Annotated in this window: 21 protein-coding genes; 11 read left to right on the forward strand and 10 right to left on the reverse strand. The window is 44.4% G+C overall.

Features of this window, described 5'->3' with window-relative positions; translation table 11 throughout:
* Positions 1-10: 10 nt before the first annotated feature.
* Positions 11-631 (reverse strand): heme-binding protein, encoded by a 621-nt coding sequence (locus tag BJP37_RS24985; protein ID WP_075902850.1) that lies wholly within the window; start codon positions 629-631, stop codon positions 11-13.
* A gap of 270 nt (positions 632-901) precedes the next feature.
* On the opposite strand from BJP37_RS24985, the gene BJP37_RS24995 reads away from it, so the two are divergent.
* Complete coding sequence (locus BJP37_RS24995; protein WP_075902854.1) at positions 902-1,375, forward strand: EVE domain-containing protein; 474 nt, start codon at positions 902-904, stop codon at positions 1,373-1,375.
* 20 nt (positions 1,376-1,395) lie between these two features.
* On the forward strand, positions 1,396-2,145 hold the full coding sequence (locus tag BJP37_RS25000) for a YdcF family protein (RefSeq protein WP_081431323.1): 750 nt from the start codon (positions 1,396-1,398) through the stop codon (positions 2,143-2,145).
* A gap of 176 nt (positions 2,146-2,321) precedes the next feature.
* On the opposite strand, the gene BJP37_RS25005 is transcribed toward BJP37_RS25000, so the two are convergent.
* The 3 genes from BJP37_RS25005 to BJP37_RS25015 form a co-directional block, all read right to left on the reverse strand.
* Positions 2,322-4,076, reverse strand: coding sequence for a peroxidase family protein (locus BJP37_RS25005; RefSeq protein ID WP_075902856.1), 1,755 nt, complete (start codon positions 4,074-4,076; stop codon positions 2,322-2,324).
* A gap of 316 nt (positions 4,077-4,392) precedes the next feature.
* A complete protein-coding gene (locus BJP37_RS25010; RefSeq protein WP_075902858.1) occupies positions 4,393-5,685 on the reverse strand; it encodes a cytochrome P450 in 1,293 nt (430 codons plus the stop codon).
* Positions 5,686-5,812: 127 nt separating this feature from the next.
* A complete protein-coding gene (locus BJP37_RS25015; protein WP_075902859.1) occupies positions 5,813-6,622 on the reverse strand; it encodes an SDR family NAD(P)-dependent oxidoreductase in 810 nt (269 codons plus the stop codon).
* 910 nt (positions 6,623-7,532) lie between these two features.
* Here BJP37_RS25015 and BJP37_RS25020 point away from each other — a divergent pair.
* Positions 7,533-8,957 carry an NADH:flavin oxidoreductase gene (locus BJP37_RS25020; RefSeq protein ID WP_075906443.1) on the forward strand — a complete coding sequence of 475 codons (1,425 nt, stop codon included), beginning with the start codon at positions 7,533-7,535 and terminating at the stop codon, positions 8,955-8,957.
* 63 nt (positions 8,958-9,020) lie between these two features.
* Here BJP37_RS25020 and BJP37_RS37350 read toward each other — a convergent pair whose 3' ends face one another.
* Complete coding sequence (locus BJP37_RS37350; RefSeq protein WP_143727780.1) at positions 9,021-9,221, reverse strand: hypothetical protein; 201 nt, start codon at positions 9,219-9,221, stop codon at positions 9,021-9,023.
* A 36-nt stretch (positions 9,222-9,257) separates the two neighbouring features.
* Between BJP37_RS37350 and BJP37_RS25025 the strand changes: the two genes are divergently transcribed.
* The 3 genes from BJP37_RS25025 (at position 9,258) to BJP37_RS25035 (ending at position 12,856) form a co-directional block, all read left to right on the forward strand.
* Entirely contained in the window at positions 9,258-10,730 is a 1,473-nt protein-coding gene (locus tag BJP37_RS25025; protein ID WP_075902861.1) for a c-type cytochrome, read from the forward strand.
* A 173-nt stretch (positions 10,731-10,903) separates the two neighbouring features.
* A complete protein-coding gene (locus BJP37_RS25030; RefSeq protein WP_075902863.1) occupies positions 10,904-11,332 on the forward strand; it encodes a hypothetical protein in 429 nt (142 codons plus the stop codon).
* A gap of 75 nt (positions 11,333-11,407) precedes the next feature.
* On the forward strand, positions 11,408-12,856 hold the full coding sequence (locus BJP37_RS25035) for a c-type cytochrome (protein ID WP_075902865.1): 1,449 nt from the start codon (positions 11,408-11,410) through the stop codon (positions 12,854-12,856).
* Positions 12,857-13,036: 180 nt separating this feature from the next.
* On the opposite strand, the gene BJP37_RS25040 is transcribed toward BJP37_RS25035, so the two are convergent.
* Both BJP37_RS25040 and cobU read right to left on the reverse strand, forming a co-directional pair.
* Positions 13,037-13,468, reverse strand: coding sequence for a hypothetical protein (locus tag BJP37_RS25040; protein WP_075902867.1), 432 nt, complete (start codon positions 13,466-13,468; stop codon positions 13,037-13,039).
* A gap of 99 nt (positions 13,469-13,567) precedes the next feature.
* Positions 13,568-14,173 (reverse strand): bifunctional adenosylcobinamide kinase/adenosylcobinamide-phosphate guanylyltransferase, encoded by a 606-nt coding sequence (gene cobU, locus BJP37_RS25045; protein WP_198954172.1) that lies wholly within the window; start codon positions 14,171-14,173, stop codon positions 13,568-13,570.
* A gap of 113 nt (positions 14,174-14,286) precedes the next feature.
* Between cobU and BJP37_RS25050 the strand changes: the two genes are divergently transcribed.
* The gene (locus tag BJP37_RS25050) at positions 14,287-15,012 is read left to right on the forward strand and encodes a hypothetical protein (protein WP_075902869.1); all 726 of its coding nucleotides are present in this window, start codon (positions 14,287-14,289) and stop codon (positions 15,010-15,012) included.
* A gap of 12 nt (positions 15,013-15,024) precedes the next feature.
* Positions 15,025-15,186 carry a hypothetical protein gene (locus tag BJP37_RS40025; protein ID WP_158069761.1) on the forward strand — a complete coding sequence of 54 codons (162 nt, stop codon included), beginning with the start codon at positions 15,025-15,027 and terminating at the stop codon, positions 15,184-15,186.
* On the opposite strand, the gene BJP37_RS25055 is transcribed toward BJP37_RS40025, so the two are convergent.
* Positions 15,176-16,312, reverse strand: coding sequence for a ligand-binding sensor domain-containing protein (locus tag BJP37_RS25055; protein ID WP_081431324.1), 1,137 nt, complete (start codon positions 16,310-16,312; stop codon positions 15,176-15,178). The genes BJP37_RS40025 and BJP37_RS25055 overlap by 11 nt on opposite strands.
* A gap of 480 nt (positions 16,313-16,792) precedes the next feature.
* Here BJP37_RS25055 and BJP37_RS25060 point away from each other — a divergent pair, with 480 nt between their 5' ends.
* From BJP37_RS25060 to BJP37_RS25070, 3 genes are all read left to right on the forward strand, one after another.
* Positions 16,793-18,223: a form I ribulose bisphosphate carboxylase large subunit gene (locus tag BJP37_RS25060; protein ID WP_075902873.1), complete on the forward strand. Its 1,431-nt coding sequence runs from the start codon at positions 16,793-16,795 to the stop codon at positions 18,221-18,223.
* Positions 18,224-18,304: 81 nt separating this feature from the next.
* Complete coding sequence (gene rcbX / locus BJP37_RS25065; RefSeq protein ID WP_075902875.1) at positions 18,305-18,694, forward strand: RuBisCO chaperone RbcX; 390 nt, start codon at positions 18,305-18,307, stop codon at positions 18,692-18,694.
* 84 nt (positions 18,695-18,778) lie between these two features.
* On the forward strand, positions 18,779-19,126 hold the full coding sequence (locus tag BJP37_RS25070) for a ribulose bisphosphate carboxylase small subunit (RefSeq protein WP_075902877.1): 348 nt from the start codon (positions 18,779-18,781) through the stop codon (positions 19,124-19,126).
* A gap of 231 nt (positions 19,127-19,357) precedes the next feature.
* Here BJP37_RS25070 and BJP37_RS25075 read toward each other — a convergent pair whose 3' ends face one another.
* Entirely contained in the window at positions 19,358-19,768 is a 411-nt protein-coding gene (locus BJP37_RS25075) for a hypothetical protein (protein WP_075902879.1), read from the reverse strand.
* 622 nt (positions 19,769-20,390) lie between these two features.
* Entirely contained in the window at positions 20,391-21,272 is an 882-nt protein-coding gene (locus tag BJP37_RS25080) for a 4-hydroxybenzoate solanesyltransferase (protein ID WP_075902881.1), read from the reverse strand.
* Between the last annotated feature and the right edge of the window lie 100 nt (positions 21,273-21,372).

Genomic DNA, 21,372 nt, shown 5'->3' on the forward strand with positions numbered 1-21,372 from the left:
TAAATTGGTATTAGTCATTTACCGCTCTAATGGGAACTTGAACTTCACTGCGCTTTAGGGGTTCCGGAACAAAGGGAGAATCATAGAAAAAGCGACGGGGTTTACCAACGACGGTATACTCCGAGTGTTGGGCTAACCATTCCTTCAACTGCTCAATACTTTGTTGGTAGCTGATATAACTATAGCTACCTTTCATCCCAAGGCTGACTACTGTCATCGGTGGTATGTCTTCTACCTGAATATTCTTTTCAATCTGCTCAGGAGTGATATTACGGCGGTGGTATAGAAATGATACATAGGCAACACCAAGCTGAGCAAGGGAATCTCCCTGACTACTTTCCAGGGTACTGATCGGATAACGAGTTTCGACCGGAGCAGTCATGGAAATATCGTTAGAGCTAATATGACGGTACAGGGAGCCAAAAGCACGATTAGCTGCCTCAGACAGCTCCCCAGAGTAGGGTACTGTGGCAGCGCGATAGGCAGGGTAGTGTTTGATTTCGATTTTGCCAGCTGGGGTAGGAGGTGGAAACCCTTCTGGTAGGGGAGCAGAGGCAGCACTGAACACTCTCCATCCCAGTAAGACAATTGCCAGTAAGCCTACAGGCAAGAGAAATTTGGATAGCTTCATCAGGGAGCAAAATTAACTAACAGTGGAAGACTACGCCTTGTTTAGCAAGTTCAAGATCATTATAGTTATAAGAAGAAGGAAAAATTACGAATAACAAAAAGCGACTTGAGCATAAACCAACTAACTAACCGGACTTGATCAGCATTTCCAAATAGATAAGGAAACCAAATCCTGATTTCGGATAACACCAAAAAATCATCGGGTTGTCTTGATGCAGTCGCTTTTTTGATCAATACTAGTTTCACATCTCCTTTTAAAAGCCTATAACTAATGAATTACTGGTTGATGAAGTCGGAACCACAAGTCTATAGCATCACTGATCTGGAAAAAGAAGGGAAAACAATTTGGGATGGGGTTCGTAATTACCAAGCTCGAAACTTTCTGCGTGAAATGAAGGAGGGAGACTTGGCTTTTTTCTACCATTCCAATACTAAACCCCCGGGAATTGTCGGCTTAATGGAAATTGTTAAAAGTGAAGTAGTTGACCCAACTCAATTTGACCAAACTAGCCGTTACTACGACCCCAAATCAAGTGTTGAATCTCCTCGGTGGCATACTGTGGTAGTGCAATTTGTCGAGGTTTTTCCCCATTTTCTAGAGCTTTCAACCCTTAAACAGGAGTTTAATGACCAAGAGCTATGGGTTACTAGACGTGGAAATCGCCTCTCGGTGATGCCAGTTTCTCAGGCAGTAGCTCAGAAAATGATAGGGATCACTCAAGCCAAAAATCCAAGTCAAAGGTAATATTTCAGGCCGATTAATGAATGATAAACTTGTCACGAGCAGTAAAATGGCGAAGACGCCTAAGACTTTGGGGGTTATTAACCCTAGCACTTTTTTTGTGTGGCTGGCTGCTAATTAATACTCTGAGATTGCAGGCAGCAGCATCAGCACCTGTGGATACGTTCTTTGTCCTAGGGGGGAGTATTCGTCGAGAAATCCATGTTGCTGAATTAGTCAAACAGCACCCAGACAAGCGAATTCTGATTTCTCATGGATCCCCAGACCCCTGCATTTGGCTAATTTTTCAGCGGGAGATGGCATCTTCGGAACAGGTTTGGTTAGAAAAGTGTGCCAATTCTACCTTTGGTAACTTTTTCTTTAGTATCCCAATTTTCCGGCGCTGGGGTGTTCGTAGGGTTAAGTTAATTACTTCTGGCACCCATCTACCACGGGCTCAGTGGATGGGGAAAATTCTTCTGGGAGCTCATGGGATTTGGGTAGACACAGAGTTGGTGCAACAGAAAGGTATTCCTGGTAATTTAGAATCCCCTCTCAAAACTGGGCTAGACATTGCTCGCAGCTTGGTTTGGGCGCTGCTGTCTCAAGTCATTCAACCCCGATGCTCTGATCTAATCCAGCTCACGGATGTAGACATGAAGGCTTGGCGTGAGTCGGGTTTCAAGTGTGAGCGTCAGGGCGGAATTTCCTCAGGTGCGACCCGTGGCGAATTTATAGCAGAAGTCAGAAGTCAGAAGTCAGAAGTCAGAAGTCAAACTCTTGCGCTTACTTAGGTTTGAGACTTTTGTCATGTCCGCGCCTGCCCTGGCGACTGCTATAATTCTTAATGGGTCAAGCGCACCTAGGGAGATTTGATCTCTACTGTCATTGGTGCAAACCAAAAGCAACAATCCCCGTCTCTGAGCGAGCGGAGATTGTCAATTAACCCAAAGGTTCAACTGAGCCATTATTAGACTATGGGCTTCCAGGGAGCAAAGCCATTTTCAACACCCTCAAGACTAGCAGCCAAGCTGGGGTAATGTCGGAGCACAACACTAATGAAAGTGTTCTTTTCAATCCAGTCCAGACCGAATTGAGTATAGATTTCGGCAGTGTAATCCTTGGTAAAGAAGCGATCGCTTTTCAGTCGTCGGGATGCCATCAGAATGAATATCCGAAAGGCGGTATCGCTGAAACCAAATCCCTTGGGAGGATTTTCGGCAAACATACCTATCATTAGGTCTACACTATCGATATCATTGTTGTAAACCTCCCGCAATTCTTTCGCCCATTCTGGCTTCTCAGTGATTTCCTCGAAGGATTTAACTCGATCGCGACCAATTAGTTCCCGGAACTGGTTGTAGCGGGGAACCCCTCGCTCCCGATCTCGCAGGATATCTACAGCAGCTAAGTCAAATACTTCACCGTTGTCCCTCACTAGCTGCTGCAATTTCTTTGGATAATTGTAAAGGGTGACAGCACCTGGGTGGCTGATTCCGAAGGTGTAGAATAAATCAGCTATATCTACCTGTTCTAGAATGGCACGTGAGCGCTTGCCAGAAACTTCAAAAAAGTCTTTCGTCAGCAGCTCTTGACCGTCTTTAACTGAGTAAAACGGGAATTCATCAGGGATGAGGGGATGCATCCGATACACAGAAACGAATTCTTCGGTGAGGTAGAACGGAGCAGTATGGTGGTCAGTGGCTGAGCCGATAATGCCGCTGACTGCTTCACTGTCCCCAAGACGCCCAAAGCGATTTTTGAATTCCTGACCTAATAGACCCCACCAATTAGCTCTCATGGCAACTTGCAAGGCGGGATGTCCCAGGATGCCCGGAGTCCATTCCACAGTATGAATTTTAGCCAGCAAGGCAGCATTAATCAGTCGAGCGTGGTCGAACAGGTCATCATCTGTCCAGTCAGGATATTGTTTTTTCAGATGATCACAGATAGTGTTGTGCTCTTTGACGAACAGGATATGCAACATGCTCAGTCCTATCCACCAGTTATCGTCAAAGCCCACAATATCGATTCCATTCTCTGGGTTGACAGGTAACAAACCGTCATCACCAATGATCATCTTACCATCGACATGGCTACGCACCTTATCGATAGTTTCCTGATAACTGCCATAGATTTGGGAAGCATCCCACCAGTGAGTTTCTCTGTTGATAAAGGTTGGGGGATTGTTGGTATCGTCTTCAGAACGAGTAGGGTCTTTTGGAGTTTTTTCGATTTCCAGAGGTCGATGCTCTTCGGGCCAGGGGTCATCCTGTTCCAGAGGAATCTCGATTTTTTCCTGGGACTCATTATAGCCATGAGAAAACCAATCGTGGGTCTGGAATTGAATCCAGGCTGCAGCTGTTAGGTTTAAGGTAGAAGCTGGTACAAATTCATCCCGCGTCAATAACTTCAGACTGATTGTACGGGGGTTGGGATTGAGTAAATTCTTTTCGTCGGGGTAGGCGTGTTTCAGGGGTACATTGCGTCCAAAGCGGGTGCCAGCCATCCCCATTTTGGGATCATTGGGGTCATTAAATGAACCATCCGCTGTACGAATTTTAAGATGGCGACCATCAGGACTAGGAGTCGGTTCAGGGGGCTCCCCTTTTGTGGGTAATTGGGAAGTATCGTGCAGGTTTTCTTCCCGCATATTATCGCGGAATTTATTTAATTTGAACAGGGCTAGAGGAGTAGGAAACTTATGCCAAGGTTTCTTTGCCATTTTGCTAATTCCTTTAGTTTTTATTACCGAGATATTTAGTGTTTTAGCTTAGGGAGTTTCAGCAATTCCGGTCAGAGCTTACTGCTAACTACTAAGCTTAGGTGAATAGGACTGAGCATGATCTTAATTAATCCTTAATTCACCGTTGTCTAGCTCTTTCTATTTCTTAGTTTTTTATGTTCATCATAACTCATTAATTTATAAATTAAAGAGGATTGACTAATAAATCTAGTGTTGTACAATTTACAGGGATTGACAGTACCCATCTCGGGTACTCTTTGCTGATCACTCAACTGTCAATTAATTTCACAAGCCGTCAAGGGTTAACAAATTGGATATCCTTTTCTGGGAAGTAGGCTGGTAGAGGGTCTCGGGAGAGTACATTGGTTTTGGATGTCAGCTGCTGCTGGTCTAGGAGAATTGCGATCGCACTCTTACACACAAACAGGATCAAATCCCTTCCGGGGCAAGTACGAGATCCTCTCAGAAACAAATTGGAGTAAGTCGAATTGTCCTGCTCCCTCGGATCTAGCCACCGTTGAGGTACAAACGAATCCGTGGATGGGTCTAAAGAACGTTCCCGTTGCATGATTGGGAAAAAGTGTAGAATTTCCATGTCTGGGGGAATACGGGTGTTATTATAAGTGTCCCCAGCTGTTGTGATGTGAAAGGTTCTGGTCACTGGAGGGAACAAACGACCAGTTTCCAACAAACAAGCTTCTAAATAGCTGAGCTTAGCAATTGTTGAGGCTTGCTCCAAGGAACCCGTTTCCTTGATTTCCTGTCCCACCCGTTCGAGCACCTCTGGTCTAGAGGTAATCAGAGTAAGGGTTCTCGCCAGCAAGTCAGTTCCTGAACCAGTAAAAGTAAACATCCAGTGGGGGATTTGTTGCAGGAGTTCCTCTTCGGTAGTGTAGGGCTTTATCCCATGAGCCATAGACAACAGGCATGGCTTTTCAGAGGCTTCGCTGCCTTCCCAAAGCTGCTCAAGAGTTTCATAGAATTTTTCTAAACGCTTAGTTTCAAACCTTCCCAATAGAATCCGCTTGATCGGATTTCCAACCATTGAGAATAACACCTGTATATCCTTGATCAACCGCTCAGGAGCAACATTTTCCCCAAACACAATGCCCAGCATTGCCTGACCCATACATTTCCGGATATCCTCAATGTTGGATACTGGCTTTGAAAAAGCACGATGTACCTGTTCGAGGAAAGCCTGTTGGTACTGGTGCTGGCAACCTGTTCCAAGCACTCCCTCGTTATAAGGTCTCAGGCGTTGCCACTGTTGATCATGGCTGATAGTGAGGGCGTTGGGGGCAAGAAAAGACATACCATCCTTCTTGAGATTGCCTTCGATATAGCCTTGGCTGTCTGGTGGGTCTTGTAAAATCCGGTCTGATAAGTCACGCCCAGATACTAGCAAGACTTTCTTGAGAAGAAAGTTTAGAATGACATTTTTACTACCATAGCGTTTGATTACATCACCAATCCAACCCCCTAATACTTTTTCAAGGTCGAAACCACGGGGGTTACGGATAAAGCCACTGGCTAGATTACCCAGAAGCCGTAACAAGTCGATTACATTGGTAGAAGGGTAGGTTTTCATTATTCATTGTTCATTGTTTCGTTGACAAATCTTACTTGAGGCTTTCTTTGAAACTTATCCATTGCTTCTATTTTCATGAAGGCTATCAGCTTAAGCCAGAATTTATCAATCCACTGCCTAATCAGAACTAGTGGCTCCTTTCTTGCATGTTTCTTACCACTTGGGTTACTAGATTTCGGGGCATAAATCTTATACTCAGGGCAAGCAACTGGTTTTTGAGACCAGGGACAATAACAGTTCGATTTTTCATCAGACCAAGATAGCCAATCCTAGCAACAGTTTCAGCATTCATAATCTTTTGTCCACTAACCAGCTTAGAGTCTTCCATGTTTGCCCGAGCTTGAAAACCCGATTCTGTTGGTCCTGGGCACAGAGTAGTTACCGTCACCCCTGAACCCTTGAGTTCATTGGCAATTGCCTCAGAAAAGGATAGGACATAGGCTTTCGTCGCATAATAGACTGCCATCAACGGACCAGGCTGAAACGCTGCGGTGGAGGCAATATTTAAAATTTTTCCATACTGTTGTTGCACCATAGCTGGCAGAAATAATTTGGTCAAATGGGTCAGGGCTACTATGTTTAGCTGCATCATGGCTAGTTCAGTAGCCAGGTCTGTTTCAGCAAAAGCTCCATAGGTAGCGAATCCCGCGTTATTGACTAGTGCATCAACCTTGGTACCTTCCTCTTGCAGCTGGTCAAAGATCTCCTGTGCAGCTCCTGGAACTGACAAATCCTTCGGAATAACCCTGACGAATGTCCCAAATTTTTCCCTAAAATCCTCGGCCAGTTGAGATAGTTTTGACTCACTTCTGGCAACTAGTACTAACTTGTAGCCATCGCGAGCAAATAACTTAGTAAATTCATAACCAATTCCACTGGATGCACCAGTAATCAGAGCCGTTTTGGGAAGATCCTTTACCTGATTTTTTAGATTCATTTGAGGTGTCTTTTAACAAAAATTAACTCAGGAAATATTGAAGAATTATTTCGATAGCTTTTCCAAAGGATTTGGAAACAAAGATGATAGGTTTTTGAGATTTACTAAAATCCCTATATCCTTGATTAGCTCTTGCCTTTTGAATCTTACCTTTTGCCTTTCCCTAAGGGATTATGTTCACAACTCAAATGGAAATGCTATGTAGGTTATAGTTATCCACTAGTAATTGTAACTTAAATTACATTTTAAGCAGATCACCAGATCCTAGGGCAATGAAAAATAAAACCAATGAACCAAGCAGAAGCCCCATAGTTGAGGTATAGCATACTTTTGAGAAATTGATGGAGAATGGGGGCGCTAGCTGAAGTAGGTGGTTCAGTTGCCAAAAATCTCTCTATTGCCTTGATAGTTATCCTCACAGGGAGCTTTTCCAAAACCGGATTGTTGTTAAAAAACTTAATAATCATGAAATATCAATGGTCGTTAAGTCATAATGGAAAGTGTTGGAAATTCTAGTTTTTCGAGGAGAGACTTAACAAGATCCAACTGGGGAGCAAGATTTTGTCAGGACTTACCCAACATTGGCTAAAAAACGCCCTTATACAAATTTGTGATAGTTCAATGACTCCTCCCCCAACCCAAAGCAAGGGGATGGGGTCAAGGGAGATAGTCACTGACAATAATTTATTCCTAGCTTAGCGACAGCGTATAACAGAGAATCGGGCATCAGACCAAATAATCGTCACAAAATAGAAAGGACAAAAGACAAATGACATCCTTATTGTTATTTACTCTCAATAAGAGCATTAAATAGTTTTCCTAAAAAAATATTCCGCCAGCATCTGGAATGCTAGGCATTGAGCTTGTAGCTTGCTTTATTCCGACAAAAGCCAAGATTCAACTAAATCAAATGGAAAAGGATATAATTTTTGAACCTTTGGAGTTCCGAAACTTGACCCTAAAGAATCGGATATTTCGTTCTAATATCTCTGGTCGATTTGACAACTATGATGGTTCCGGTAACCAGGCACGGATCAATTGGGAAGAGAAATTTGCCCGAGGCGGCGTCGGTGCAATCGTCTCTTCCTTTACACCCGTCCAAATCCGAGGACGAATTTTACCTAACTATGCCACGATTGACCGGGATGATCGAATTCCTTTCTGGCGCAAGGTCGGGGAGAAAGTTCATGAATATGACTGTAAGTTTTTGATGCAACTGAGCCACTCTGGTCGTCAGCGGGATGTTGGTGGTGTGGAGAATTTGCATAATAAGGGTCTTAGTTCAACCAGTGAAACTGAGTCATTTCATGGGCTGGAGTGTCAGGCAATGACACGCAAGGAAATCAAGGAAATGATTCAGGCGTTCGCTGATGGTGCCAGACGAGCTCGTGAGGCAGGACTTGATGGGGTAGAACTGCACAGTGCCAATGGCTATCTGATTACCCAATTTCTGAGTTCAGGCATCAACGACCGCAAGGATGAGTATGGCGGTTCTCTGGAAAATCGAGCTCGTTTCTTGCTGGAGATTATCCAGGCAATACGCAAAGAGGTAGGAAACGATTTTCACCTCCAGGCAAAAATCAGTGCAGTGGAATACAACGATGCTGTGATTCCTTGGGACAAGCCTGGGAATACCCTGGAAGACTCTATCCAAATCTGCAAGTGGGTGGAGGAAGCTGGAGCAGATGCGCTTCATATATCCACTGGAAGCTTATTTCCCCACCCCTTGAACCCACCCGGTGAGTTTCCCCAGGACGAAGCATTTCGATGGTACGAGATCATGCTCGGAAGCGGTATCTATACCTTCCGCAATTACTTACTGTTCCGGTATCGATTCTTATTTCCCATCTTCTTGTTCTTGTGGAACCGAGTTTACAGAAAGGGTTCGACTCAGCCGATTATCGGCAAAGATGTACAGGATAAAGCCTTGGACGACTCCTTCCGGGAGTTTGTATCAAGTCATACCATGCAGGAACTCCTAGATAAATACCAAGGTATTAGCATCAGTGATGCTCGGGAAATCAAAAAGCATGTGAATATCCCAGTCATCTGCACGGGAGGTTTCCAGCAAGCATCCTACATCCGTGAGGCGATTAGTGAAGGATTCTGTGATGCAGTTAGTATCGCCCGTCCTCTGGTTGCCAATAATGACCTAGTCCAGCAGTTTCAGCAAGGAAAAGACCTGCCAGACCGACCCTGCACCTACTGCAACAGGTGCTTGCTCAATGCCCTACAAAACCCCTTAGGCTGCTACGATGTGCGCCGATACAATGATGACCACGACAAAATGATTAAACAGGTGATGACTGTATTTGATCCACCGCCATTCTCGTAATTCTTGATTATTTTTGTCAACAATGAAGAATAAAAACCTCTTCTAAGAAATAGAAATGTTTCTTTACATCTTATAGAGAATGGCATAGAGAATGGCATAGAGAATAGCATAGAGAATAGCATAGAGAATAGCATAGAGAATGCGATCGCTTTCCTCGAACGCTTTTTTATAGTTGAGGGGGCACGGGTGTGTACCCCTACAAATGGCGTTAATTTTTCGATACAAGGGTAATTCGTGATCTACTAAATACTTAGCACTGAACACTAACGCACTATTTTATAGATTACAGGTAAGAAATTGATGAGTAAATCAGAAAACCCAACTCTACTTAAGGGTGCTTTAAAAAGCTTAAAGCGGTTTTGGCTTCTTATTATCGGAGTTGTACTGGTCATCACCCTAGTGATAGCTTGGCCGTTGATATCCAACTCCCCAGTTAGATATGCAGATATTAACGACCACTTTAAGTATGGTTCCATCGGCAGCGAGCCAGTGAATGGAATGCCCTACTGGATCTGGAAAGTACTGCCAGCAATTTTCCCAGATAAGCTACCCGGTGAGGGTTATGCTTCATTGGGCTTTATCTATGAACCAGGACAAGACAGACCCATTGGCTTTTCAAAGCGTCGGATGTTCGTTGACCGTGTTGGTTTAAATTGTGCAGTCTGCCATGCTGGTACAGTGCGAGATACCCGGGATAGTACACCCCGGGTAATCACCACCATGCCTTCCAATACGGTCGATCTATCGGGCTACATCAAGTTAATCTCCGAAGTAGCATTTGATCCACGATTCAACGCTAACCGGATTTTGGCAGAGATTGCAGCCCAAGGGGAAAAGTTCAACCCCATCCAGAAATTGATTTATCGCTACCTGGTTATTCCCCAGACTCGGGATGCTTTAATCGCTCAGGGTAGCCTACTCGCCTTTTTAAATAACCAAACAGCTGCTGATCGCGGTCCTGGGCGGGTGGATACATTTAATCCTTATAAATCCCTGCAATTTCGCTTCCCGATGGATCAGTTAGACCCTGATGAACTGATTGGTGGTGCAGATTTTCCCTCCATCTGGAATCAGAAGCCTCGTGAGGGTTTGCAATTGCACTGGGATGGTGATAATGACTCGGTAGATGAGCGGAACCTGAGCGCTGCTTTGGGTGCAGGGGTGACACCAACCACGGTAGATTTGGATGGGATTCAACGGGTTGCTGATTGGCTGTGGGAATTACCAGCCCCGCCCTATCCCTATGAAATTAACCAGAATTTGGCAGCAGTGGGTAAGCCAATTTATGAAAACAACTGCGCCAGCTGCCATGCTTTTGGTGGTTCAAAGGTTGGCAAGGTAACACCTATTGAAGAAATTGGTACAGACCGATATCGCCTGGATTCCTACACCTATGAACTGCTTTCTAACCAAAATACCCTCTTTGTTGGCACACCAAGGCGTTTCAAACATTTCCGCAAAACTAATGGCTATGCCAATGTGCCCCTAGATGGAGTTTGGCTACGAGCTCCCTATTTACACAATGGTTCAGTACCAACTCTCAGAGATTTGTTGGAAACCCCCGAAAACCGACCCAAAGAATTCTATCGCGGTGATGATGTTTTCGATCAGGAAAAGGTTGGTTTTGTTTCCGATGTAGCCGAGGATAATACCAATACATTTTTTAAGATTGATACCACAATTACTGGCAATTTCAATAGTGGTCACCTGTATGGAACTGACCTCTCTCCAGAAGCAAAAGATGCCTTAGTGGAGTACATGAAGACCCTTTAATAAGGGATATAGCGCTACGGGCAAGTCAGAAGTTAGAAGTCAGAATTCAAAAGTAAGCTAGGACTAGGTTTCGGAGTTTATAAATGTTAAACATCTGAATGCGTAGTGCTATAACTATACAGAATTTTTGACAAACAAAATTTTTATTTAAATAGATTTAATCAAGAGGTTCAATGAACGCTTACGCTAAATGGTTTGGTCGTGTGGTATGGCTTGGCATCATTATCAATGTGGTGTTTTTTGTCATTCCCTTATTGTTCTTCCCAGAAGTCATGCTTTCGTTATTAAAAATGCAAATTCCAGTGCCGATTATCTGGGTACGTGCTGCAGGATTGCTGTTGCTGGAAATTAGTATTTTATACATTCCTGGTGCCATGGATCCCTATCGCTATAAAGCAACAGCTTGGATGTCCATATTGGTCACACGAGGTGGTGGAGCTACGTTTTTTATAACCGCTGTCTTGTTATTTGGTCAAGATCTGGGATTTCTGAGTATCGCTTTGGTTGACCTTTTCTTCGCAGTTATCCAAGGAATTCTATTATTCCTTGCCCTGCAAACTGGACAACCCCTTATTTCAAAAATAGCCAAGGGATTCTCCTAACTTTTCGGGAATAGTGATACTTATCACCTAGCACTGCACTCAGCACTATCTAGCAGTAGGGAGAAAAATAACGTTATGGAAATGGTGAAGACGAAATTAGGGAAAATACTAATAACGATTGTGATTAGTATTTTCTTGCTGGCTGGAGTTGTAGCCTATGTGGGATGGTACAACCTATTTCGAGAAGACCCCAATCCTCCCACCTATTACGATTATGAGTCGCCAGAAGAACACTTCAAGTATGGTTCCATTGGCACAGAAAAGGCTGAAGGTGTACCGTATTTAATTTGGCTGGTGCTTCCCCGGATATTTCCTGACAAACTACCAGGACCTGGTGGTTATACCTCTTTGGGAATTACCTGGGAAGAGGGTAAAGAATTACCTGTTGGTTTTTCTAAAAAAACTATTGGTTTTCCCCGTCAGGGCATAACTTGTGCTGCCTGTCATACGGCTACATTTCGGAAAACTCCTAAAGATAAACCCACGATTATTGCAGCAGGGCCGTCAAATAAGTTTGATTCTCAAGGCTACCTCCGATTTCTGCAAGCTTGTGCCAATGATCCACGATTTACAGCCGACTATATTCTTGGAGAAATTGGATATAACTATGAACTTTCTTGGTTTGATAAACTACTTTATCGCTATGTAATTATTCCTCAAACTAGGAAATCAATTCTGGAACTTGAGGAAGGATATGCGTGGATGGATTCCCGTCCGGACTGGGGACCTGGTCGGATCTCTCCGTTCAACCCTGTTAAGTTTCGATACTTAGATCAGCCTCTAGATGATTCTGTTGACAACTCCGACATGATGCCCCTTTGGAATCAAAAGATGCATGAAGGATTTGCCTATCATTGGGATGGCTTAGAAACGTCACTGAGGGAAACCATCCAGACTGGAGCAATCGGTGATGGTGCTACTAGGAAGTCGATTAATATCGAAGGTTTAAAGCGGGTAGAAGATTATATTACTGAATTACCTCCTCCCCCATATCCTTTTGAGGTTAATCAGACATTGGCAGCAAAAGGTAGTGCGATTTTTGCTAATAGCTGTGCATCCTGCCATGCTTTTGGTGGAGAACGGACAGGAACTGTTATTCCTATCGATGAGATTGGTACTGACCGCAACCGCTTAGATATGTGGACTCAGGAAGCAGCTGATGCTTATAATGAGTACGCTGAAGGCTATGAATGGGACTTTGACTACCTGCGTAAGACTAATGGTTATGTAGCAGTAGCCCTTGATGGACTTTGGCTAAGAGCTCCTTATCTCCATAATGGTTCGGTTCCTAACCTAACAAACTTACTAGAAACTCCCGAGAAGCGGACAAAGGTATTTTACCGGGGATATGATGTCTATGATCCCGAAAAAGTGGGCTTTGTCTCGGAAGGAGAAAAAGCTGAGAAGGAGGGTTTCAAATACGATACTAGCCTTATAGCTAACGGTAACCAAGGACATCTCTATGGTACTGATTTACCTGAACAGGATAAGAAAGCTTTGATTGAGTATCTGAAAACTCTGTGATCTCCTTGACTGTCTAGAGCACTAGCATATGGGGTAGATAAACTCCCCCATATGCTGCAATTCAACTAATCGTCTTTACTGAAATCTTTCACTTTAAATTAAACGAGAGTAATATATAGAATAATTATCAAAATAACCAATTTTTTTTTGGGGCGACTCTACAAGCTAAAAACTGGTATTTTATTTGTTTCCATTCTCAGTAATTTTGTTTAAGCGATCGCAAATCCCTCTTAGTTCGGTTTGACTACACACTGGATCTCGTGGTGCTGGCAATTCTGTATTGGGCCATGTGGGTAAATCAAAACAGGGACAACAGGTTGGTGGTATCCCAGCGGTTTTAATGGCTAAAGGCATATCACAACGGGCACAAGGCAGTATATCCCACTTGGGTGTTAATAAATCCGCAATTGCTTCATCAGTTCCTTCCAGGTAACAATCACCAGTCTCTGGTGAAATGACTAGCTGCCAGATAGTTTCAAATTCTTGGCTGTAGTGCTTGCCATTTGTAAGTGATTGTGGCTGCATAGCTGAAAAACCATTGCGCATCACAACTTTTTTGCCTAACTGGAACCAGTAGGTGAGATAGCGTTTGACTTGTGATTCAGATGCCATTGGTTTGTTTAATAGTTAGTTTTAAGCTGTTAATGAACGACTGAGCTAGGAAGGTTCTTCTCCACTGCGGGTATGTTCCTCCTCTTGCTATGGATTGGATTAGGTTTGAGGTGATTCGCCAAAAGTACCATTATCTGGTAAAGGTTGACCTAGAGTACTGAGATTAAGCACATGACCACCGGTGACTAAGTAGACTGGGTTAGCCAAGTGCCCCAAATAACGCACCACATTCCCCAGGCGATCGCGAAACGCCCTACCCATAGGATAAGCTGGCACCACTCCCCAGCCAGCCTCTTCTGCAACAAAAATTACAGAACCTTTAACTTTGCTCAAACTATTCCATAAGTTTTGTAACGTTTGCTGCCAAACGGTATCATCCTGTTCTAAGCAATTAGCAACCCAGGTTCCTAGAGAATCTACTAACAGGCAGTGATTGATGTCAGAATAGTTGGTAATTGTTGCTGGCAAGTCCAGTGGAACCAAAAGGGTTGTCCAGGAACTGGGGCGTCGCTGCTGATGTTTTTCAATGCGGGCCAGCCACTCTGGATCATCCGGGTTGGTTGTGGCAGTAGCAACGTATATTACCGATTTCCCAGTCTGCGTGGCCAGGGTTTCTGCCCACTCGCTTTTGCCAGACCTGGATGGTCCGGTGACTAAAATTAAATTACTGGTCAATTTGGTACTGGTAAATTTAGTAGTATTCAAGGCTATTGGGACTTATCTTCGCGCTTGCGCCAACATTAACAGAGCTTATAGTTCAGAATAATTGGCATCTTCCCCCTTGAGATCAACTATATTATTTCCTCAAATCAATCTTCATGAAATCAAAATTGCGACGGATCGAGACAACACTAAATCAGTTAGCAAAAGCTAGTGCCACTGATTCATCACAACCATCTCCAGCTGCGGCTGATCAAACTAATCACCAACAAGCAGATGTAGTAAGTCGTAGAACTAAAAAGGAACCTTCTTTCTCTATGGCAGTACAACCGTTCCCCACTCGCCAGGATGAACAGAAGATACCGACTCTGCCTAGATTGAAATACCCTAAACTGGGAAACCATCGCCATGGTGCTAACCCAGCTTTGGCAATGAATCTGTTGCAAGACATTGAGGGAATTGTTCTGGGTTGGCAGCAGGAACTGCACAAAATCCTCCGGCAAATTCAAGACCTATACCTAGAAGGACCAATTGTTGATGGCTGGTTAGAGTCTCAAGCGAGTCAACCCCAAGATGCTATGGGGACCGTAAGACTAGCCAATGGTGACCGGATGATGGACTATGTGGATGAAGGGGTTGAGGTATCGAATACTAATGTTACGTATCAATCTCCTCGTACTGGTTACCGTCTTTGTGGCTTGGATGAGCAGGGTCAATCTTGGTCAAGGTCTTGTCCAGCGGATCAGGTTCCCAGTGTGAGCATGGCAATCGCTCGTTATCAAAAATTGCGACAACTATTGATTCGGAAAAAATACCTCGAAGATCGCCTTAGCCAACTAGCAGAAACATTAACTGTGATGCACTCTCAGCTGAATAGACCTTAATCAAAGCTGCTGATGGGAGTCTCAATTTTTGCGATTGACCTTGGCCAAAAGGTCACGTTACGCGAATGGTCACGCTTTAGGCAAAGCCCGACGCTGCTTGAGGTGCGATTGACCGTAGGTCACGCTACGCGATCGCACTCACTTAGAGCCAATAGTTTGGGAGCTAAAAGCTAGGTGGAATCTCTCTAACAAAGCCCAAATGAGGTTCGATGCGGCCTGTAGTCATGCTCACCCAAGCTAGTCCTTCGGAAGTTCCGATCCACAACTTGTTACCAGTATTAGGAGCTAATGCCAAAATACGACTAGAGGGTAGCTCGCCTAGTTTAGCCAACACTTCTCCACTGTCTCGTTTAATTTTAAATAAGCCATTATCCGTACCAACCCAAACATTACCATCTAAATCAAACTGCACAGCAGTGACATTACGTCCTCTTAGGGGAGTTACAGACCTGAACACTTCGTAAGTGTCTGGGTTAATCACCAGTAAACTATTAGGAGTGCCAGCCCATAGCATTCCCTCCGGTCCTCGGGTCAAGGTTTGCACGGTGTTTCCTGGTAAATCCTTGATGCGAGCAATCACAAAAGCACTAGCAGTATCCACTCGCACTAGCCCTTCTAGAGTGCCCACCCACAGCTGACCCTCTTCATCTAGAGTCAGAGCATTGGCACTGACACCGGGTAATTTTTGTAACGTTGTCATCAACAATCCCTGGTCAGGGCTAATCAGAGCCAGACCGCGATCGCTTCCTACCCAAAGATAGCCACGAGTGTCAATCAACAAGGACAACACATTATTAGAAGGTAAGGTATAGTTTTGGGCATTAATTTCATTATTACGGGGGTCTATACGCAATAGTCCTTCATAGGTTCCTACCCAAATCCGCCCTACCCGGTCTTGAGTTATAGCACCAACAGTGTAATTGGGGAGACTTAGACGAGTGCGGATTTTTCCACTATTGGGGTCAATTCTAGTTAATCCTAGCCAAGAGCCCACCCAAAGCTCACCAGTAAAATCCGGTTGCAACGCAGACACCCGAAAATCTGCTGGCAGGGGCTGGGTTTCTTGCCTGAGGCGTTGATCAGGTAAAGGTCTAGTTGGCGGCGGAGGGTTTCCCCCGGAGGTGGGGGGGGATACCTCTTGATTTACCGAGTTAGTGGATAACTGTGTCTGAGCGTAAGCTGTTGAGAAATGCTTGTTTGGCTCACTGTCTGGGATTGAGACAGGTAAGATTTGCCCCAGCAGTGTAGCACTGACTACCAGAGCGATACGGTTAGTTAAGCATGCCATTATTTTCAGCATCTTGATTAAGTCTTTTGTTGATCAGGAATTACTGTCACAAGCCCCGCTGCCAAACCTAGTCAAGCCCTTAATAATAAGTCAATTTGCTCGGTTTTGTGACAAGACTGTGATAAATATTTACATTTCGTCACCTTATAAGAGGAGCTGATACATTCCTAAAGAATATTTGAGGTTTAAGTGTTCCCATTACCTGCTATATTTCAAAATGATTAAGAAATTCTGAATTACCTTAGCGACTTGACTGACTAGCAACCGTTTACCAATCAGCGGAGCGGTTGGGTTAGTAAGTAAAGCTACAGGTAATCCCCAACATTAGCCACAAACAGGTGATTGTGGAATCAGTGTTGTGCCCTTCTTCAGGCTTAGAAAACAAGCCTAGATGGGTTGTTTCTTCTCTTAGCTAGGAGCAACACACAACACTAAGAAAAGAAAATCTCTTCTAGCGATAGCAACATTCAGTAGTTCCTAAGGAAGCAACGCATGTCTTACTCATCAACCAGTACTCAGACAAAAGCTGGCTACGATGCCGGTGTAAAAGACTATAAATTAACTTATTATACGCCAGATTATACTCCAAAAGATACGGATATTTTGGCAGCGTTTCGCGTAACACCGCAGCCTGGTGTACCTCCGGAAGAAGCCGGTGCAGCGGTTGCAGCTGAGTCTTCTACGGGTACCTGGACAACAGTTTGGACTGACTTGCTGACTGACCTAGACCGTTACAAAGGTCGTTGCTACGACATCGAACCAGTACGTGGGGAAGACAACCAGTTCATCTGCTTTATTGCCTACCCACTGGATCTGTTTGAAGAAGGCTCAGTCACCAACATGCTGACCTCCATCGTGGGTAACGTGTTTGGTTTCAAAGCTCTGCGAGCACTGCGCTTAGAAGACTTGCGGATTCCCATTGCTTACCTCAAGACCTTCCAAGGACCTCCCCACGGAATTGTTGTAGAGCGGGACAAGCTGAATAAGTATGGTCGTCCTTTGCTCGGTTGTACCATTAAGCCCAAGCTAGGTCTATCCGCTAAGAACTACGGTCGTGCAGTATATGAGTGCTTGCGCGGTGGTCTGGACTTCACCAAAGACGACGAAAATATTAACTCCCAGCCCTTCATGCGCTGGCGCGATCGCTTCCTGTTCGTAGCAGAAGCAATCCACAAATCCCAAGCTGAAACTGGGGAAATCAAAGGTCACTACCTCAACGTCACTGCTCCCACCTGCGAGGAGATGATGAAGCGGGCTGAGTTTGCTAAGTCCCTGGACATGCCCATCATCATGCACGACTACCTCACTGGTGGCTTTACCGCCAACACCACTCTGGCTCGTTGGTGCCGTGATAATGGGGTTCTGCTGCACATCCACCGCGCTATGCACGCTGTGATTGACCGTCAGAAACACCACGGTATGCACTTCCGGGTCTTGGCTAAGTGCTTACGCATGTCCGGTGGTGACCACCTCCACTCCGGTACTGTAGTCGGTAAGCTTGAAGGTGAAAAAGGTATCACCATGGGCTTCGTTGACCTGATGCGGGAAGACCACATTGAGCAAGACCGCGAACGGGGTATTTACTTCACTCAAGACTGGGCTTCCATGCCTGGTGTAATGCCAGTGGCTTCTGGTGGTATTCACGTTTGGCACATGCCTGCGCTAGTAGAAATCTTTGGTGATGATTCCTGCCTACAATTCGGTGGTGGTACTCTAGGTCACCCATGGGGTAATGCTCCTGGTGCTACAGCAAACCGGGTAGCTCTAGAAGCTTGTATCCAAGCTCGTAACGAAGGTCGTAACCTGATGCGTGAAGGTGGTGACATTATCCGGGAAGCTGCTAAGTGGAGTCCTGAGTTGGCAGTTGCTTGCGAACTGTGGAAGGAAATCAAGTTCGAGTTCGAGGCAATGGATACCGTCTGATGCAGTTTGAGGTGTGAAGTTTGAAGTATGAAAAGTCATACTTTAGACTTCATAACTTTTTCTAAAAGACTGGGTTAAAGCATGGATTTAAAACGAGTTGCGAAAGATACAGCCAAGGTGCTGGCTAGCTATATGACCTATCAAGCACTGCGGACAGTGATAAACCAGTTAAGAGAAACCGACCCTCCCCGAGCGCTTTGGCTACAGTCTTTTTCCTCACAACAAAGTATCCAAGATGGAGACGCTTATCTTGAGGAATTACTGCGGGCTAAACCTGAATTAGCCTTACGGATTATGACTGTGCGGCAACATATCGCAGACGAAGTGGCCGAGTTCTTACCTGAAATGGTTTGCACTACTATCCAGCAGTCGAATATAGAACATCGGCGTCAGCATCTTGAACGCATCACGCAATTCACTCTTCCAGATAACCCAACTAATTCTGAGCAGAAAACTGATTCGGACACCTAATTGGTTCAACCGAAGACGTTACCTGCTATCCCCCAAATTTCATACCTATACTTCAACAGAGAATCAAACAGAGCATCAAAATCTATGAAAACATTACCAAAAGAGCGTCGTTACGAAACCCTTTCCTACTTACCCCCCTTGAGTGACGCTCAGATTATGCGGCAAGTGGAGTACATCTTAGCGGAAGGTTACATTCCCGCGATCGAGTTCAACGAAACCTCTGAACCAGAGACTTACTACTGGACATTATGGAAACTGCCTTTGTTCAAGGCTACCTCACCTAAAGATGTGCTAGCGGAAGTGGATGAGTGTCGCTCTGAATACCGCGACTGCTATATCCGGGTTGTGGGTTTTGATAATGTTAAGCAGTGCCAAGTTCTCAGCTTCATCATTCACAAGCCCAATGACGGTGTTAGCCGCAGCCGTTGGTAACTGCAGCTTTTAGTAATAAAGTCTAAAGCATTGATGCTTGGATGAAATGCTATTATTAGCCCCCCGAGGTGGCTCGGGGGGCTGACATGATAATAATGGCAATTAACAATCAAAAATTGCCCATTTTATTGTGAGTAATAACTAATAACTCATAGACATCTGGGTTAAATTAACGTTTAGTTCAAACATGGCAACGACTAATCGCTAATTCTCACCTATGATGTCTAATCACTAGTTATCAGCTTCACAGGACTTAATCAGTTTATTGAAATCTTCAGGAGGTTCCGCACCGCCAGTAATTTCTAGACCAATACTTAGAAACTCTTCATAGGGGTATTTTTCTTGAATTTTATCAATGGTACACTGACAAAAAGCCTGAGCCTCTGAGCCCTTAGTCCCAACACATTGCCCCATGTAAAAATTTACAAACTCAGGTGTATAGCCAATCTCAGAGTTTTCGAGGATAGTCTCAGCTTCTTCAGGGATAGTCAAGGGTTTTTGAGGAATAGTCTCAGCGTCTTCAGAAATAGTTTCAGGTTTTTGGAGGATAGTCTCAGTTTCTTGGGAATAACCCACTGTTGGGCTGACGAGAGCAAACAAACAGGCACTGATAATTGGTAGCTGGTATCGTTTGATGTTCATGCTTTTTAACCTCTACAAAAATTAGCCCATTCGGACTATTTTAACAATTGCACACTATTAGGTTTCCCATCTTTTCTCTGAAAGAAACATTAGGTAAAAAGCTTGCAGACAAAAGGAAAAACATAGCAGTAAAAATTAACAATTAACTGTTTTTAATTAACAATTAACTGTTAGCAATTTTTAAAATACTAAGAGACTAGCCAGGATGCATCTCATTTTTGTTGTTTAACCCAGCAGTGGTGCGTTACGGGGCGGGCTGTTCCAACTCTGGCGCTTGAGGCGAAACATGAAGGCCCCCCTAACGCACCCTAGGCAATATTTTCAAATATGAGATGCACCCACTAGCCAAGAAACACAATACCAGTTTTTAGCTTGTAGACTAGGCAAAAAAATTGCGTTTTGTTGAGTATTCTAGATTAGATTAGCTAAGTTGCTAGTTATCAGTGGGTAATTATCAAAAAATACCTCAAAATCCCTGCCACACACCAAATACTAGTATCTCTAGATACTCAACTTTCCATTATTGGTATCAAGAGCTACTCTTTCTAAGAATAACTAGCAACTTTTTTGAGATTACTTCGCACACCCTACTTTAATTGGTATTTTTTTTAGATGCAAGTCCCTAATTACTACCAATAATCATCCCGGCCAGTAGCACAAAGCCAATCCAGACATTTTGGCGAAAAATCTCTCCATAGACAGATGTGGGATGATTGGGCTTTCGTAGTCTAGTATAGTGCCAAATCCAGACTACTGTCGCTATCACTAGGGCTAACCAAAAGGCCAGTTGGAGATCCATCACAACTCCCAGGCCAGCAAGCAAGATAGCAGTACCAGCAAAGAATACACCTACGGCATCAGCAGCATACTTACCGAAAAACAAGGCACTAGAGCGCACGCCAATCCTCTGGTCATCCTCCCGGTCTGGCATGGCATAGACTGTGTCAAATCCCAATGCCCACAGTACCGTTGCTCCCCAGAGTAACCAGGTAGCTGGTTCTAGAGTTGTAGTAATGGCACTCCAACTAATCAGTACAGCAAAACCCCAAGCAATGGCCATAACCAGTTGCGGTAAAGCAAACACTCGCTTGGCAGATGGGTAAAACACAATTACTGGTACAGCGGCCACGCAAAGCCAGAAGGTGAAAGCATTAAGATACAGAGCAATCACCCCAGCGCAGACCATAGCAACTAAGGCAACTACTACGCCAACTTTCACCGATAGGGCTTTGGATGCCAAAGGGCGTGAGCGAGTTCGCGCCACTTGGGAATCAATATTGTGATCCCAAACGTCATTAATTACACAGCCAGCAGCACTGGTGGCTAAAGTTCCAAGAACAATCACAGCAACCAGGGGAATGGGTGGTTTCCCTTGGGCTGCTAAAAAAACTGCCCACAGTGCTGGCACCATTAAAATCAATCGTCCAGTTGGCTTATCCCATCGCAACAGTCGCATAATGGCTAGCCAGGTGGGTATGGGATTGGGGTTTGGCTGGGTAAGCATAGCAGGAATGGTTACTTGTTTGTTGGTAATTTTGTTTGTAGGTAATTTTCCGCATTGTTCCCTCGAATCAGAGGAATTTCACTATAGGAGATAGTGCCTA

Source organism: Moorena bouillonii PNG (genome assembly GCF_001942495.1).
GTDB lineage: Bacteria > Cyanobacteriota > Cyanobacteriia > Cyanobacteriales > Coleofasciculaceae > Moorena > Moorena bouillonii.